The sequence below is a fragment of the Microbacterium sp. LMI1-1-1.1 genome, assembly GCF_040815675.1.
Taxonomy (GTDB): Bacteria; Actinomycetota; Actinomycetes; order Actinomycetales; family Microbacteriaceae; genus Microbacterium.
Genome location: NZ_JBFPNN010000001.1, coordinates 877,399 through 892,342, shown reverse-complemented (window position 1 = coordinate 892,342; position 14,944 = coordinate 877,399). Strand labels below are relative to the sequence as shown.

Genomic DNA, 14,944 nt, shown 5'->3' with positions numbered 1-14,944 from the left:
GCATGACAGCGGCGCCGCCCCCTCGGGGACGGCGCCGCTGTCGTGGGGAGGGGCCTCAGCCCCCGATGCCGCGGATCGGCGGGTGGTGGAACGTGTCGCCGAAGACGCGTTCCGATGCCCCCTCGCGGTCGAGGTAGGGCGACGCACCGCCGTCGATGAACGGCCATCCGGCACCGAGGATCAGGCACAGGTCGATGTCCTCGACGGCGGGCACGACGCCCTCGTCGAGCATGATCCGGATCTCCTGGGCGAGGCCGTCCTGCACGCGGCGCAGGATGGTGTCGGCATCGACCGGGGAGGAGTCGGTGACGAGCACCTTCTGCGCGGCCTTCGTCCAGCCGGTGACGCGTCCGCCCTTGTCCTTCTCGACGACCTCGGGCAGGGCAGCGAGCTCGTGGAAGTTCTCCGACGCGTAGAACCGGTCGGGGAAGGCGCGCGTCATGGTGTCCTGCACGTGGGCGGCCACCTTCCATCCGACGAGGTCGATGAGCTGGAACGGTCCCATCGGCAGGCCGAGCGGCGCGAACGCCTTCTCGACGGTGGCGATGGGCGTCCCCTCGTAGACGGCGCGCGCCGCCTCGCCCATCACCTTCGCCAGCAGGCGGTTGACGACGAAGCCCGGGGCGTCGGCGGTCAGCACGGCGTTCTTGCCCAGGCCCTTGGCGACGACGAACGCCGTCGACAGGGCGGCGTCGCTGGTGGCATCCGTCTTCACGACCTCGATGAGCGGCATGACCGCGACCGGATTGAAGAAGTGGAAGCCGACGAGACGCTCCGGACGCTGCAGCGCCGTGCCGATCTCGGCGACCGACAACGACGACGTGTTCGTGGCGAGGATGGCATCCTCGGCGACGATCTTCTCGATCGCGGAGAAGACCTCCTGCTTGACGCCCACCTCCTCGAACACGGCCTCGATGACGAAGTCGCAGTCCGCGAACTCCGTGCGATCGGTGGTGCCGTGCACGAGCGCACGGAGCTGGTTGGCGGTGTCGCCATCGAGGCGGCCCTTGCCTTCGAGCTTGCCGATCTCCTCGTGGATGGATGCCACGCCCTTGTCGACCCGTGCCTGATCGATGTCCGTGATGATCACGGGGACGCGCAGACGGCGGACGAACAGCAGCGCGAACTGCGACGCCATGAGACCCGCGCCGATGACGCCGACCTTCGTGACCTTCTTCGCCAGAGCCTTGTCCGGCGCGCCGACGGGACGCTTGGCGCGCTTCTGCACGAGGTCGAAGGCGTACATGGATGCCGCGAACTGGTCGCCCGTGATCAGGTCGGCGAGCGCCTCGTCCTCCCGGGCGAAGCCCTCCTCCTTCGAGCCGCTCTTCGCCTTGTCGAGGAGGTCGAGGGCGACGTAGGGGGAGCGCGGGACGGTGCCGATCTTCGCCTCGAGCATGTTCCGCGCGACCTTCACGGCGATGGGCCACTTGGTCAGGCGCTCGATCTTGCCGGGCACGTTCTTGCGCTCGACCTTGACGCGACCGGTGAGCACGCCGTCGGCCCACCGCAGCGAGTCCTCGAGGTAGGAGGCCGCCGGGAAGATGGCATCCATGATCCCGAGGTCGAACGCCTGCTGGGGCTTGAGCATCCGGTTCTGCTTGAGCGGGTTGGACACGACGACCTCGAGGGCGTTCTCGATGCCGATGAGGTTCGGCAGCAGGTAGGCGCCGCCCCAGCCGGGGATGATGCCGAGGAACACCTCGGGCAGGGCGATCGCCGCGGCCGAGGCGTCGACGGTGCGGTAGGTCGAGTTCAGCGCGATCTCGAGGCCGCCGCCGAGGGCGAGGCCGTTGACGAAGGCGAACGACGGGACGCCGAGGTCGGAGAGGGAGCCGAGCACCTGGTGCCCGCGCTGGGCGATGAGGCGTGCGATGTCCTTCGACGGCAGCTTGGCCACGTCGGAGAGGTCGGCGCCGGCGGCCAGGATGTACTGCTTGCCGGTGAGGGCGACCGCGTGGATCTCGCCCGCGGTGGCCCGCTTCTTCAGCGTCTCGAGCGTGCGTCCGAGCTCGGCGAGGGTCGCCGGTCCCAGGGTGTTCGGCCGCGTGTGGTCCCGCCCGTTGTCGAGCGTGACGAGGGCGAGCACGTTGCCCGAGGGGAGCCGCACGTCGCGGACGGGGGAGTGCGTGACGACCTCGTCGTCCGAGAGCGCCTCCAGCGGCGAGAAGTCGATGGCGGAGTAGTCGGTCACTTGCGCTTCTTCTTTCCGTCGAAGAACGGGTTCTCCCAGATGACGGACCCGCCCTGCCCGAGACCCACGCACATGGCGGTGAGCCCGTAGCGGACGTCGGGTCGCTCGGCGAACTGGGCGGCGAGCTGGATCATGAGGCGGACCCCGGATGCCGCGAGCGGGTGTCCCACGGCGATCGCGCCGCCCCACGGGTTGACCCGGGGGTCGTCGTCGGCGATGCCGAAGTGGTCCAGCAGCGAGATGACCTGGATGGCGAAAGCCTCGTTGAGCTCGAAGAGGCCGATGTCGTCGATCGTGAGACCGGCCTTCTTCAGCGCCTTCTCGGTCGAGGGGATCGGGCCGATGCCCATGATCTCGGGCTGCACGCCGGCGAACGCGAACGAGACCATCCGCATCTTCGGCCGCAGGCCGAGCTCCTTCACGGCGTCGCCGCCGGCGAGCAGGCTGATCGTCGCGCCGTCCGTCAGCGGCGACGACGTGCCGGCGGTGACACGCCCGTGGGGACGGAACGGGGTCTTCAGCGACGCCAGGCCCTCGAGGGTGGTCTCGGGGCGGCGGCCCTCGTCCTCGGTCGCCAGGCCCCAGGCGCCGTCGGCGTCCTTCACGGCCACGGGGACGAGGTCGGGCTGCAGCTTGCCGGCGTCGTAGGCCGCCTGCACCTTGTGCTGGCTCGCCATGCCGAACCGGTCCGAGCGCTCCTTGGTGAGGTGTGGGAACCGGTCGTGGATGCGCTCGGCGGTGACGCCCATGTTGAGCGCACCCGGGTCCACGAGCTTCTCGGCGACGAAGCGCGGGTTGGGGTCGACGTTGCCGCCGATGGGGTGGCGGCCCATGTGCTCGACGCCGCCCGCGAGGGCGAGGTCGTACATCCCGACCCCGATCGAGGCGCCCATCGTGGTGACGCTCGTCATCGCGCCGGCGCACATGCGCTCGATGGCCAGGCCGGGCACCGTCATCGGCAGCCCCGCGAGGATGGCCGCCGTGCGACCGAGGGTCAGGCCCTGGTCACCGGTCTGGGACGTCGCCGCGATCGCGACATCGTCGATCCGGTCCTTCGGCACGTCGCCGTTGCGCTCCATGAGCCCGATGATCGCCTTGACGACGAGGTCGTCGGCCCGGGTGTTCCAGTACATGCCCTTCTCGCCGGCGCGCCCGAACGGGGTGCGCATTCCATCGACGAAGAAGACGTCCGACATCTCGGCCACTCTGCCTCCAAAGGTTGGGATGCCACCAGCCTAGGAAGAGCGGTCGGGGGAGAAGAATCGGTTGTCCGAACCTACGAAGCCGGGTCCGCGGCGTCGTCGGGCTCGTTGACGGAAGCTACAAAGCTATCGGCGATCACCTGTGCGGTCTGCTCAATCTGCCAGGGGCGGGCGCCCTGCTCGGCGAGAGCCGCCCCGACCGTCTCCGCCGTGATGTCCGCGGGCGGGTTCCACGCCACGCGGCGCAGCATCTCGGGCGTCAGAAGGTTCTCGGTCGGCATGCCGAGCTCCCCCGCGCGCTCCTCGACGGCGGGGCGCGCCGCCTTCAAGCGGCGGTCCGCGTCGGGGTTGCGGTCCACCCAGGCGCGGGGCGGGGGGAGGGTGTCGCTCGGCACGCGGTCGGGTGGCAGCTCGCCGGACTGGCGTCCTTCGACGATGGCGTTCCACCAGCGGTCGAGCTGCGTCCGGCTCGCGCGTCCGGTGAACTCCTTGATCCCTGCGAGGGCCTGCTTGCTCTGCGGGTCGGCGATGACGGCGGCCACGAGGGCCCGGTCCGGCACGAGACGGCCGGGGGCGATGTCCTGATCGCGCGCGTAGTCCTCGCGCGCCTGCCAGAGGGCGCGGGCGACGGCCAGCGAGCGACGTCCGCGCACGGCGTGCAGGCCGCTCAGACGGCGCCAGGGGTCCTCGCGCGGAGGCTTGGGCTGCCGCTCGAGCACGGCCTGGAACTCCTGACGCGCGAACTCCGTCTTGTCCTGTTCGGCCAGCTCCGCGGCGAGGGCGTCGCGGACGTCGACGAGGTGCTCGACGTCAAGGCCGGCGTACTCGAGCCACGACGCGGGCAGCGGGCGCGTCGACCAGTCCGCGGCGGAGTGCGCCTTGGCGAGGGTGATGCCGAGGGTCTCCTCGACGACCGCGCCGAGACCGACGCGCTCGTGACCGAGCAGGCGCGCGCCCAGCTCGGTGTCGAAGATGCGCGGCGGCTCGAGGCCGCGCTCCCGGAGGGAGGGGAGATCCTGGCTCGCGGCGTGGAACACCCACTCCTCGTCGCCGATGGCGGCCTGCAGCGGCGAGAAGTCCTCGATGGTCGACGGGTCGAAGAGGAACACGCCGGCGCCGCGGCGGAACACCTGGATGAGGTACGCCCGCTGCGAATAGCGGAAGCCGGACGCGCGCTCGACGTCGACGGCGACGGGGCCGGTCCCGTCCGCCAGGGCGTCGCACGCGGAGGCGAGACCCTCGGCGTCCTCGATGACGATGTACTCAACCACGCGTGGGCCTCCGGGCTCCGAATACCGCGACGCCCTCGGACCCCGGGGGGAGGCCGGCGAGCATGCAGACGAGTTCCGCCCACGCCTCGAGGTGAGGACGGAAGGGACCGCGCGGCGACCATGACGCGCGAAGTTCGATTTGCGACCCGTCCCCCTGGGCCGCGAGGGTGCCGAAGCCCGTGGACAGCGTCTTCGTCGCGGTGCCCGACTCCGAGTGGCGCTCGGCACCCCGCGAGTCGAGGGCGTCGACGAGCCACGACCAGGCCACGTCCGCCAGCAGCGGGTCGATCCCGATCTCGGGCTCGAGCGGCGCCTGCGCGAAGCAGACGATGCGCCATGCCCCGCCCCACGGCTCCGGCTCCTCCGGGTCGTGCAGGAGGATGAAGCGCCCGGTGCCGAACGGGGAGTCGGTGGCGTGCTCCTCGGGGCGCACGTCCCCCGCGAGCGCGAGGGAGAACGGCGCGAGGCCGGACGGCGAGGGGATCTCGCGGACGACGAGGTCGTCGCGGAACATCGTCTCTCGCAGCTCCTCCACCGCCCGGGCGAAGGGAGTGGACGCCTCCGGTGGGCGCAGGTCATTCACGGCAGCAGACTAGAGTGAGGCCTCGATGAACGCTCCCAGGCGCGCCGCGACGGGCGGCGCCTCGCACCCTTCGGCCGGGCTCATCGGCGTGTCCCTGACCCTGCTGAGCCTCGCGCTCGGGTCCACGCTCACCGCCCTCGGAGCCATCTCCCTCCGCATGGCCCGTCGTGTCGTCACGCCGGCCGCGCGCATCCCGAACGTCCGGATGGTGGCCGTGGATGCCGCTGCGCAGACGGTCCGGATGGAACGCACCGCCGACACCGAGCTGCCGGGGCGATACGGCCTCTTCACGACCGGCACCCTGGACTACCTCCGCGTGGGGTCGGTGGTCGGGGCGGACGACACCACCGTCACGCGCAAGCTCCTCACGCACGTCCCCGCCGACGCCTCGCTCGCCCCCGACGCCGCGTTCAGCGGGTGGTACTTCGACGAGCCCGAGCAGCTGCACCTCCCCTTCCGCACGGCGCTGATCGGCGCGCCGAGCGGCCCCTGCCCCGCGTGGGTGTTCCCCGCGGAGCGGGAGAGCGACGTCTGGGTCGTGCAGGTGCACGGTCGCGGCACCACGCGCGCCGAGACGCTGCGGGCGGTCCCGGTGTTCCACGAGCTCGGCATCACCAGCCTCGTCGTGTCGTACCGGAACGACGGGGAGGCCCCGCGGAGCCGGACGGGCACGTACGCCCTCGGGGCGACGGAATGGCGGGACGTGGATGCCGCCATCGCCTACGCCCGCCGCAACGGCGCCCGGCGGGTCGTCCTCATGGGCTGGTCGATGGGCGGCGCGATCGCCCTCCAGGCCGACCTGCACTCCCCGCATCGCGACGTCATCGCCGGTCTCGTCCTGGAGTCGCCCGTCGTGGACTGGCGCACGGTGCTGGACTACCAGGCCCGGCTGCTGAAGCTGCCGCCCCTCGTCTCCGGTCTCGCCCGGCAGATGGTCGGGTCCGACTGGGGCGTGCCGCTCGTGCGCAGCGGCGCAGCCATCCCCTTCGACCGCCTCGACGTCGTCGCGCGGGCCGATGAGCTGCGGCATCCCGTCCTGCTCCTGCACAGCGACGACGACGGGTTCGTGCCCGCGGACGCGTCGCACCGTCTCGCGGCCGCACGCCCCGATCTGGTGCGGATGGAGACGTTCACCGTCGCGCGCCACACGAAGCTCTGGAACTACGACGAGGACCGCTGGTCCGAGGCGATCCGCTCGTGGGTGCGCGGGCAGGGACTGGACCGCCCGGCGGGCGGCTGACTCCGGATGCCGCCGGTCAGGCGCCGCGCTTGGCGCGCACCTGGCGCTTGGCGCGCATGAGCATGCCGGTCATGCCGGCGATCCGGAGCGGGCTGACCGCGCGGGTCAGGCCGATGCTCTGCGGGAAGTCGTCCGGGACGGCGAGGACCTCGTCCGCGGTGAGCCCCGTCAGACCCTGGGCCAGGATGCTGGCGAACCCGCGCGTGGTGGGGGCCTCGGCCGGGGCCGTGGCGTGCATCGCGACGCGGTCGTCGTCGTCGACGTCGATGACGATGTAGACGGGGGACTGGCACTCGGCCACGCGCTCGCACATCTCGGGGTGGTCGGCGTACTGCGCCGGCACCTCGGGCAGCTCCTGCGAGAACTCGAGCAGCAGCTGCAGGCGGTCGGGTTCGTCGAGCTCGAGGAACTCCTCGCGGATCTCGGCGAGGCGGGCGGGGAGGACGGTCTCGGACATCTCCGCCATCCTCCCACGCCCGCGATGCGGCGGCGCGATCGCCCTCAGGGCCGCTTCGCTCAGCGGCGTCGTCGTCGGGCCGCTTCCGTCAGCGGCCGGGGACCTCGCCCGGCTCCGCGCCGGAGACGATCGGCACGCGCACCGCGCTGCCCCACTCGGTCCAGGACCCGTCGTAGTTGCGCACGTCGTCGAAGCCGAGCAGGTGCTTGAGCACGAACCAGGTGTGGCTCGACCGCTCTCCGATCCGGCAGTAGGCGACGACGGAGTCGCCGTCCTTCAGACCCGCGCCCTCGCGGTAGATGGCATCGAGCTCCTCGCGCGACTTGAAGCCGCCGTCCTCGGCGACGGCCTTCGCCCACGGCACGCTCTGCGCGGTGGGGATGTGGCCGGCGCGGAGCGCGCCCTCCTCGGGGTAGGCGGGGGCGGAGGTCCGCTCGCCCGAGTACTCCTCCGGGGAGCGCACGTCGATCAGCGGGTTGCCGAGGTGCGCGAGCACGTCCTCTTTATAGGCGCGCAGCACGGAGTCGTCGCGCTCGACGACGGGGTAGTCCGTCGGCTCGGGGCTCGTGGCATCCGTCGTCAGGGGGCGGCCCTCGGCGATCCACTTGTCGCGTCCGCCGTCGAGCAGGCGCACGTCCTCGTGCCCGAAGAGGGAGAACACCCACAGGGCGTAGGCGGCCCACCAGTTGTTCTTGTCGCCGTAGATGACGACGGTGTCGTCGCGCGAGATGCCCTTACGGCTGAGGAGCTTCGCGAAACCCTCGCCGTCGACGTAGTCGCGGACGACCGGGTCGTTCAGCTCGGTGTGCCAGTCGACCTTGACGGCGCCGGGGATGTGGCCGGTCTCGTACAGCAGGACGTCCTCGTCGGACTCGACGACGACGAGACCGGGCGTCCCGAGTCGTTCCTGCAGCCATTCGCCGGTCACGAGCCGGCCGGGCTCGGAGTACGCGGCGAACTTGGGGGACGTGGTGTCGAACTCGACGGTCACGGAGGGCTCCTCGGTCGGTGCGGCGGTGATCGCGGCGTAGGGTGGACACCGCACCAACGACCCTAGGACCGCCCGTGGGTGCACGCACCCCTCCCGTAAGACTGCGACACAGGACGGCCATGACCTCTTCGCCCGCGACGACCGGCCTCATTCACCTCGTCGACCGCGATCCCGCCGTCTCGGGTGCCGAGATGGTCGACGCGCTCGTCCCGCCGCCCCAGTTCGACGGCGCGACGTTCGACTCCTACCGCGCCGACCCGGCGTACCCGTCGCAGCAGGAGGCCAAGGAGCTGCTGCAGGCCTTCGCCGGCGGCGCCACGGCCCCGGTGAAGAAGGTCGGCTTCTTCCGTCGCGCGGAGAAGACGCCGCCGGTCAAGCCCGGTGTGTACCTCGACGGCGGGTTCGGCGTCGGCAAGACCCACCTGCTCGCCTCGATCTACCACGCGATGCCCGCCCGCCGGAAGTACTTCGGGTCGTTCATCGAGTACACGGCGCTCGTCGGCATCCTGGGGTACGCCAAGGCGGTGGAGCTGTTCCGCGGGTCGGATCTGCTGTGCATCGACGAGTTCGAGCTCGACGACCCCGGCGACACCATGGTCATGACCCGGCTGCTCGGAGAGCTCGTGGCATCCGGGACCAAGCTCGCCGCCACCTCGAACACGCCGCCCAACGCTCTCGGCGAGGGGCGCTTCGCCGCGCAGGACTTCCTGCGCGAGATCCAGTCGATGTCCGACAGCTTCCGCACCATCCGCATCGACGGCACCGACTTCCGTCAGCGCGCGATCGACGGCGAGGCGCGCGTCCTCTCCGACGCGGACTACCGCGACGCCGTCGACGGCGCGGCGACCGGGGGAGTGGCATCCGACGACGCGTTCTCGGGCGTGATCGGCCACCTGGCCCGCGTGCACCCCTCGCGATTCATCCGTCTCATCGACGGACTGGACGTCATCGGCCTGCGCGACGTCGAGGTCCTGCACGACCAGTCCGCCGCGCTGCGGCTCGTCGCCTTCGTGGACCGGGCGTACGACGCGCAGATCCCGATCCGCGCCACGGGCGTGCCGTTGAACACGGTGTTCGCCGAGGAGATGCTCGGCGGCGGCTATCGCAAGAAGTACCTGCGCGCCGTCTCTCGACTCGTCGCGCTCACCCATTCCTGACCCGCAACCTCATTCCCACCTCTCGGGAGTGCGAAACGCGATGTTTACCTCCGCGGCACGCTCGTAACATCCCGGAAACAGCGGGCGGGGGCCCGGGGAAACCCGGCGCGGCAACACTGGGGGGACCCGACGCGCTCCCGGCGTCCCTGCAGAGAGGTTTCCTCCGAGATGGATCAAGGCAACACCGCATTCATCCTGATAGCAGCGGCACTCGTGCTGCTCATGACGCCAGGACTCGCGTTCTTCTACGGCGGTCTGGTCAAGGCGAAGAGCGTCATCAGCATGATGATGATGAGCTTCGGCGCCATGGGCCTGATCGGCGTCCTGTGGGTGCTGTACGGCTACGCGATCGCGTTCCCGGCCGCCGAGGGCACCGTCGCCCCCTGGTCGATCGACTTCACCGCTCTCGGGCTGACCAGCCTGCTCGAGACGCCTGAGGACGCGGCCTACCCGCCGCTGGCCTTCGTCGCCTTCCAGGCCACGTTCGCCATCATCACCGTCGCGCTGGTCTCCGGCGCCATCGCCGACCGCGCCAAGTTCGGCGCGTGGATGATCTTCGCCACCGTGTGGGCGACCGTCGTCTACTTCCCCGTCGCCAGCTGGGTCTTCAACTTCGGCCTCGCCGACGACGGCTCCTTCGCCTACGGCGGCTGGATCACCCACGGCATGCAGACCGTGTTCGGGGTGGGTGCGATCGACTTCGCGGGCGGTACCGCGGTGCACATCAACGCCGGTGCCGCGGCGCTCGCCCTCGCGCTCGTCCTCGGCAAGCGCGTCGGCTTCCAGAAGGGCGCTCACGTCCCCCACAACCCGCCGTTCGTCCTCCTGGGCGCCGGTCTGCTGTGGTTCGGCTGGTTCGGCTTCAACGCCGGTTCGGAGCTCGCTGCCGACGGCACCGCCGCTCTGGCCTTCGTCAACACGATCGCCGCTCCCGCCGCGGCGCTGCTCGCCTGGCTGCTCGTCGAGAAGATCAAGGACGGCAAGCCCACCTCGGTCGGCGCCGCCTCGGGTGCCGTCGCCGGTCTCGTCGCCATCACCCCGGCCTGCGCCTCGCTGACCCCCTTCTGGGCCATCGTCCTCGGCCTGGTCGCCGGTGCGGTCTGCGCGCTCGCCATCGAGCTGAAGTTCAAGCTCGGCTTCGACGACTCGCTCGACGTGGTCGGCATCCACCTGGTCGGCGGCCTCCTCGGCACGCTGTACCTGGGCATCTTCGCCAACGGCACCGGTCTCATCTACAGCGGCTCGCTCACGCAGCTGCTCGTGCAGGCCATCGCCGCGCTCGCGGTGCTCGTCTACTCCTTCGTCCTGGCCTACGTCATCGGCTTCGCGATCGAGAAGACGATCGGCTTCCGCGTCCGCAACGAGGACGAGGTGGCCGGCATCGACACCATCGTCCACGGCGAGGAGGGCTACGTCCTCAGCGACACCCGCGGCTGATCTCAGCCTCGGCCCGAGGGGCGTCACGGATTCGTCCGTGGCGCCCCTCCGTCGTGCGCGCAGGGCTGTCTAGGGTGAACACATGGGAACCGCCTCACGCCTGCTGTCCGCGCTCCTGGGGGCGTTCCGCCCGTCGACGCCGCCGACCCGCGAGCCCGCTCCGAGCGCGCGGCCGGGCGGCATCCGGAATCGGGATGCCACGGGCGGCACCCTCGAGATCGCCCCGCCGGGCCCGCGGGGTCTGACGCTGACGTACGCCCCCGAGCGGGACGGGGCGCCGGACGGCGGCGAGATCGTGTGGACCTGGGTGCCCTACGAGGAGCGCGACGGGCGGGGCAAGGACCGTCCCGTGCTCGTGCTCGGCCGACGGGACGCCGCCCACTCGTTCGCGGTGCGCCTGACGAGCAAGCCGCACGCCGGGGATGCCGACTACCTGGCGCTCGGAGCCGGCGCGTGGGACCCGCAGGGGCGTCCGTCGTGGGTCGACGTGGAGCAGGTCTACGTCGTCCCGGACGCGGCCATGCGGCGGGAGGCCGCGGCGCTGGACCGGCAGCGGTTCGACCGGATCGCCGCGGCGCTGTCGGCGCGTTACGGGTGGCGCCGAGCCTGACGCTCCCCGGCTGACGCCGGTTCTTGGACGTGGTCGGGAAAGGGGCGGCGCTGTCGTACGATTTTCTGAGCGGAGCGTCTTCCGCGAGGACAACGGAGGGTGCGCCAAGTGCCGTTTCGCAGCAAGGACCTGTTGCAGTCGTGGCTCGAGGAGTTCGCCGCGAGCGGTGCGGGCGGGGGAACGGCCTACGTCGCCGACCAGGAGCCCGTGGACGGCGTCGACAGCGGCCTGGTGATCTTCCCGCTCGCGAATGCCACCACGTCCGTGTACCTCGCACCCATCGCCGTCGGCGTCCCGGACTGGCGTGTGACGTTCGAGGCGCAGCCCGAGGTGACCGAGCTCTCGCCCGAGGACGTCTACGACCTCTGCCGCGAGATCGCGAACGCCGCCGACCTGTGCGCGTTCCTGCAGCGCAAGTCCGTCGAGCACATGGCGCAGCTCGCCGGTGAGGTGCCCTCGGCCTGAGCGTGGTGCGGTCCGGCGGGCGTCAGGCGGCTGACGTCGCGCCGGTCGCGGAGCGGTCGATCTCGTCGCGGGCGGTGAGCGTCGCGTGCGTCAGGAACACCGCCAGCTCCCGCTCGACCTCGGAATCGAGCTGAGAGACGACGGCGCGGAACGCGTCGTGGAAGCGGGTCAGCTGCGACCACGGCTCCTCGTCGAGGGACACGGCCAGGTGGATGTGGCTGACGCGGCGATCGGCCTCGTCTGCTTCGCGGCGGAGGATGCCGCGGCGTACGAGGCGCTCGACCATGGTCGTGACGCCGGCCGAGGTCACGCGGAGGTGGCCGGCGAGCTCGGAGGGGCGGGCGCCGGCATGGGTCGCGATGTAGAGGATCGCCTTCGCATCCAACTCGTTCACCTCGAGCTCTTTCCGCGCCTGTGCGGCCGCGATGGCTCGTTCTCGGCAGAACAGCATGAGCGCCGCCATCAGCGGCGAGGTCTCGCTCGTCTCTGCGGTCATCGTGTGCTCCCCATGTCCATCGGTGCCTTCTCACTATAACTAGACACCTAAGGTTCCCCTGCTGATCATCATCGCAGAATACTTCTCGGTGCTTTACCTAACGGCCTTAAATACATGCTAGGTTGATCATCACCGGGGTTGAGTGTCTCCGGACCGAGACGGAAGGAAACCGTAATGACCACCAACGTGTTCACCTGGGGCCAGCCCTCGCGCCTGCGCCGGTCGACGTTCGTTCCGTCTCCGGCTGAGGCCACGGCGCAGCGGCTGTCGACCGCGGTCGTCGTTGCGGCCGTCGTCACCTCGGCGGCAGGCCTCGCCGTGCTCGCGCCGCTGGTCTTCTGACCCGGTCCCCCTTCTCTTCCTCCGCACGCGCACCACACAGCCAGGAGTCCTCATGGGCAAGCTCTTCTACGGTTCCGACCCCCAGCCGATCGAGATCGACGACCGACTGCTGCAGTACCTGCAGGTCGTCCTCGCGACCAAGCTCCGGCGGAGCGAGTCGTTCACCCTCACGTGGACGGACGCCGCGGCCGCCCACTCGCGCACGACGCTGTGGATCCAGCCGTCGATCTCCCTGCGCTTCCACTTCTCGAGCGCCGAGCCGGTGCGCCTCTCCGGGGGGTACCTGCGCCAGCTCGCGGACCAGGCGGCCATGTCGTCCGGTCTGCTGCTGAACGCCGCCACGTGGCAGCAGCAGGAGGACGCGCACCGCGTCCAGCTCGCCGCCGCCGCCTGAGCGCGGCGGGGGAGTGCGCCCCCGGTTCGTTCGAAGCCCCCGGTCGTCTCGTGTGACGCCGGGGGCTTCGCCGTCCTCGGGGCGTCTCCGCCGCGGATTTCCTGTTGCCCGACGGCACCCGGAAACAGGAAAACCCCCCGGTCGACCGGGGGGGTTTCGTGGTGGGCGATACCAGACTCGAACTGATGACCTCTTCCGTGTGAAGGAAGCGCGCTACCAACTGCGCCAATCGCCCGTCGTCCCGAACGGGACTCATCGATCGTAGCGGATGCCGAGCGGTGCTTCGAACCACCCGGGGAGACACGCGCGGGCCGCGCACCGTTTTGCGCATGCGCCAGGATCGGGTAATGTCTTACGAGTGCTCGGGGCAAGCCCCGGGAACGAAATGCGGATGTAGCGCAGTTGGTAGCGCATAACCTTGCCAAGGTTAGGGTCGCGAGTTCGAGTCTCGTCATCCGCTCGAGTGGAGGAGTCTCCGTCTGGGAAACCGACGGGGATCACGACACGTGGGTCGAACCACACACGGTGGCGTGGCCGAGCGGCTAGGCACCGGCCTGCAAAGCCGTTTACACGGGTTCGAATCCCGTCGCCACCTCGCCTCATAACAGAACAGCCTTCACAGGCGCGATTGGCGCAGCGGTAGCGCGCTTCCCTGACACGGAAGAGGTCACTGGTTCGATCCCAGTATCGCGCACCACCTGAAACCCCCGGACCTCCGGGGGTTTTCTGTTTGTTCGGCGGGCTTGCGCGAAGCGGCATCCCGTCGTGTAAACGCTTCGAGCTGGGGGAAACGCCGTGCCGCCGCGTTTCCACCGGCGGGGAGCGTTTACCGGGCAAGAGCGAGGGCGCGCGGCGTGCCACGATGAACGGGTGAACGACTCCGCCCGGGAACGCCCGGTCCTGCTGGTGCTCGACGTGGTCGACGGGGGGCGCGACGACCCCGCGTACGAGGACAAGCTCAACGAGCTGACCGCCGGCGTGCTGCGAGCCGCCGCGGACAGCGGGTTCCTCGTGGACCGCGTCGCCGCCGGGTCGCTGCCCGCCGGTGACCGCGCGAACCGGGTGACCGCCGCGGACGCGCTGATCGTCATGGGCGGTGAGGACGTCGACCCCGCGCTGTACGGCGGCGACGTCGACGACCCGCGGGTGGGGTAGACCTTCCCCGCGGCCGACCGGGCGCAGGTCGACCTCATCCGCGCGGCGGTCGCCGCCGGCCGTCCCGTCGTGGGCATCTGCCGGGGGATGCAGATCGTCAACGTCGCGCTCGGGGGCACGCTCGTGCCGCACCTCGAGGGCGACGCGCACGTGAACCCGGGCAGCGTGTCCGACTGCATGGTCGACCACGGCATCACCGTCGAGCCCGACAGCGCGATGGCGCGGGTCTTCGGCGCGACGCAGCTCACCGTCCGCAGCGCTCACCATCAGGCCGTCGACCGTCTCGGCGCGGAGCTGCGCGTCACCGCGCGGGCCGAGGACGGCACCGTCGAGGCGCTGGAGCACGTCAGCGCGCCGCTGTGGTGCGTGCAATGGCATCCCGAGGACGTCGGCGCCCAGGGGACCGTCCTCACCGACCTGCTCACGCTCGCCCACGACGCGTGCGACCGCACCGGCTCCTCGCGCCCGCAGGGCGCTAGCGTGAGCGGATGAGCACCCCCGACCCGGTCTGGGACGAGATCGCCGCGGCATCCTTCGTCTCCCTCGGAACGTACCGACGCAACGGCGACCTCGTCGCGGTCCCGGTCTGGATCGCCCCCGACGGCGACGAGCTCGTCGTCACGAGCGAGCGTCACACGGGCAAGGTGAAGCGCCTGCGCAACGACCCGCGCGTCACCCTGCGGCCCTGCAGCCGGATGGGGAAGGTGGAACCGGATGCCACCGAGCTCACGGCTGTCGCCCGGATCGCGGGGCCGCACACCGGCGACCCGCGCGCGGAGCGGGCCCTGAAGAAGAAGTACGGGCTGCAGTTCCGGATGATCCTCGGCGTCGAGGCCGTCGTACGGCGCCTGCAGCGGCGTCCCGGCGACCGCGTGATCATCCGCATCTCCCGCGCCGACTGAGCCGCGCGGGCGCTATCGCTGAGAAACGCCCGCTGCACTCGGAAACGC

General features: G+C 70.7%; 16 protein-coding genes, 4 tRNA genes and 1 pseudogene. 13 read left to right on the top strand and 8 right to left on the bottom strand.

The features are described 5' to 3' along the window. Window positions 1–55 precede the first annotated feature (55 nt). The 4 genes from MRBLMI1_RS04200 to MRBLMI1_RS04185 all read right to left on the bottom strand — a co-directional run bounded on the left by MRBLMI1_RS04200 (window position 56) and on the right by MRBLMI1_RS04185 (window position 5,250). Window positions 56–2,194, bottom strand: coding sequence for a 3-hydroxyacyl-CoA dehydrogenase NAD-binding domain-containing protein (locus MRBLMI1_RS04200; RefSeq protein WP_367726894.1), 2,139 nt, complete (start codon window positions 2,192–2,194; stop codon window positions 56–58). Beyond that, window positions 2,191–3,399: a thiolase family protein gene (locus MRBLMI1_RS04195; protein ID WP_367726893.1), complete on the bottom strand. Its 1,209-nt coding sequence runs from the start codon at window positions 3,397–3,399 to the stop codon at window positions 2,191–2,193. The genes MRBLMI1_RS04200 and MRBLMI1_RS04195 overlap by 4 nt, the downstream gene beginning before the upstream one ends. Before the next feature lie 71 nt (window positions 3,400–3,470). Beyond that, window positions 3,471–4,667, bottom strand: a complete 1,197-nt coding sequence (locus MRBLMI1_RS04190; RefSeq protein WP_367726892.1) for a ribonuclease D — start codon at window positions 4,665–4,667, stop codon at window positions 3,471–3,473. Then, a complete protein-coding gene (locus MRBLMI1_RS04185) occupies window positions 4,660–5,250 on the bottom strand; it encodes a DUF3000 domain-containing protein (RefSeq protein ID WP_367726891.1) in 591 nt (196 codons plus the stop codon). The genes MRBLMI1_RS04190 and MRBLMI1_RS04185 overlap by 8 nt, the downstream gene beginning before the upstream one ends. A 25-nt stretch (window positions 5,251–5,275) precedes the next feature. Here MRBLMI1_RS04185 and MRBLMI1_RS04180 point away from each other — a divergent pair, with 25 nt between their 5' ends. After that, window positions 5,276–6,490 carry an alpha/beta hydrolase family protein gene (locus tag MRBLMI1_RS04180; RefSeq protein WP_367726890.1) on the top strand — a complete coding sequence of 405 codons (1,215 nt, stop codon included), beginning with the start codon at window positions 5,276–5,278 and terminating at the stop codon, window positions 6,488–6,490. Window positions 6,491–6,506: 16 nt separating this feature from the next. Here MRBLMI1_RS04180 and MRBLMI1_RS04175 read toward each other — a convergent pair whose 3' ends face one another. Continuing rightward, a complete protein-coding gene (locus MRBLMI1_RS04175) occupies window positions 6,507–6,947 on the bottom strand; it encodes a SufE family protein (RefSeq protein WP_367726889.1) in 441 nt (146 codons plus the stop codon). Window positions 6,948–7,035: 88 nt separating this feature from the next. Further along, on the bottom strand, window positions 7,036–7,938 hold the full coding sequence (locus MRBLMI1_RS04170; protein ID WP_367726887.1) for a sulfurtransferase: 903 nt from the start codon (window positions 7,936–7,938) through the stop codon (window positions 7,036–7,038). A 119-nt stretch (window positions 7,939–8,057) separates the two neighbouring features. Here MRBLMI1_RS04170 and zapE point away from each other — a divergent pair, with 119 nt between their 5' ends. The 4 genes from zapE to MRBLMI1_RS04150 all read left to right on the top strand — a co-directional run bounded on the left by zapE (window position 8,058) and on the right by MRBLMI1_RS04150 (window position 11,607). Continuing rightward, a complete protein-coding gene (gene zapE / locus MRBLMI1_RS04165) occupies window positions 8,058–9,095 on the top strand; it encodes a cell division protein ZapE (RefSeq protein ID WP_367726884.1) in 1,038 nt (345 codons plus the stop codon). 168 nt (window positions 9,096–9,263) lie between these two features. Beyond that, entirely contained in the window at window positions 9,264–10,532 is a 1,269-nt protein-coding gene (locus tag MRBLMI1_RS04160; protein ID WP_367726882.1) for an ammonium transporter, read from the top strand. A gap of 82 nt (window positions 10,533–10,614) precedes the next feature. Next, window positions 10,615–11,142, top strand: a complete 528-nt coding sequence (locus MRBLMI1_RS04155) for a type II toxin-antitoxin system PemK/MazF family toxin (protein ID WP_367726881.1) — start codon at window positions 10,615–10,617, stop codon at window positions 11,140–11,142. A gap of 108 nt (window positions 11,143–11,250) precedes the next feature. Then, window positions 11,251–11,607 carry a hypothetical protein gene (locus MRBLMI1_RS04150; RefSeq protein ID WP_367726878.1) on the top strand — a complete coding sequence of 119 codons (357 nt, stop codon included), beginning with the start codon at window positions 11,251–11,253 and terminating at the stop codon, window positions 11,605–11,607. Window positions 11,608–11,629: 22 nt separating this feature from the next. On the opposite strand, the gene MRBLMI1_RS04145 is transcribed toward MRBLMI1_RS04150, so the two are convergent. Continuing rightward, window positions 11,630–12,103 carry a MarR family winged helix-turn-helix transcriptional regulator gene (locus MRBLMI1_RS04145; RefSeq protein ID WP_367726876.1) on the bottom strand — a complete coding sequence of 158 codons (474 nt, stop codon included), beginning with the start codon at window positions 12,101–12,103 and terminating at the stop codon, window positions 11,630–11,632. A 174-nt stretch (window positions 12,104–12,277) separates the two neighbouring features. Here MRBLMI1_RS04145 and MRBLMI1_RS04140 point away from each other — a divergent pair, with 174 nt between their 5' ends. Both MRBLMI1_RS04140 and MRBLMI1_RS04135 read left to right on the top strand, forming a co-directional pair. Further along, complete coding sequence (locus MRBLMI1_RS04140; protein ID WP_367726874.1) at window positions 12,278–12,445, top strand: hypothetical protein; 168 nt, start codon at window positions 12,278–12,280, stop codon at window positions 12,443–12,445. A 52-nt stretch (window positions 12,446–12,497) separates the two neighbouring features. Then, window positions 12,498–12,839, top strand: a complete 342-nt coding sequence (locus MRBLMI1_RS04135; RefSeq protein ID WP_367726873.1) for a hypothetical protein — start codon at window positions 12,498–12,500, stop codon at window positions 12,837–12,839. Window positions 12,840–12,998: 159 nt separating this feature from the next. Here the strand turns inward: MRBLMI1_RS04135 and MRBLMI1_RS04130 are convergent. Next, window positions 12,999–13,074: transfer RNA gene (locus MRBLMI1_RS04130), tRNA-Val, on the bottom strand. A 152-nt stretch (window positions 13,075–13,226) separates the two neighbouring features. On the opposite strand from MRBLMI1_RS04130, the gene MRBLMI1_RS04125 reads away from it, so the two are divergent. The 6 genes and pseudogenes from MRBLMI1_RS04125 (at window position 13,227) to MRBLMI1_RS04100 (ending at window position 14,896) form a co-directional block, all read left to right on the top strand. Further along, a tRNA-Gly gene (locus MRBLMI1_RS04125) sits at window positions 13,227–13,299 on the top strand. Between the two features lie 64 nt (window positions 13,300–13,363). Next, a tRNA-Cys gene (locus tag MRBLMI1_RS04120) sits at window positions 13,364–13,434 on the top strand. Window positions 13,435–13,461: 27 nt separating this feature from the next. Continuing rightward, window positions 13,462–13,536 (top strand) — tRNA-Val (locus tag MRBLMI1_RS04115). A 173-nt stretch (window positions 13,537–13,709) separates the two neighbouring features. Continuing rightward, window positions 13,710–13,994: a hypothetical protein gene (locus tag MRBLMI1_RS04110; protein ID WP_367726872.1), complete on the top strand. Its 285-nt coding sequence runs from the start codon at window positions 13,710–13,712 to the stop codon at window positions 13,992–13,994. Between the two features lie 18 nt (window positions 13,995–14,012). After that, window positions 14,013–14,486 (top strand): annotated as a pseudogene (locus MRBLMI1_RS04105) (gamma-glutamyl-gamma-aminobutyrate hydrolase family protein); the annotation flags it as partial. Next, window positions 14,483–14,896: a PPOX class F420-dependent oxidoreductase gene (locus tag MRBLMI1_RS04100; RefSeq protein ID WP_367726869.1), complete on the top strand. Its 414-nt coding sequence runs from the start codon at window positions 14,483–14,485 to the stop codon at window positions 14,894–14,896. The pseudogene MRBLMI1_RS04105 and the gene MRBLMI1_RS04100, both read left to right, overlap by 4 nt. The last annotated feature ends 48 nt before the right edge of the window (window positions 14,897–14,944 follow it).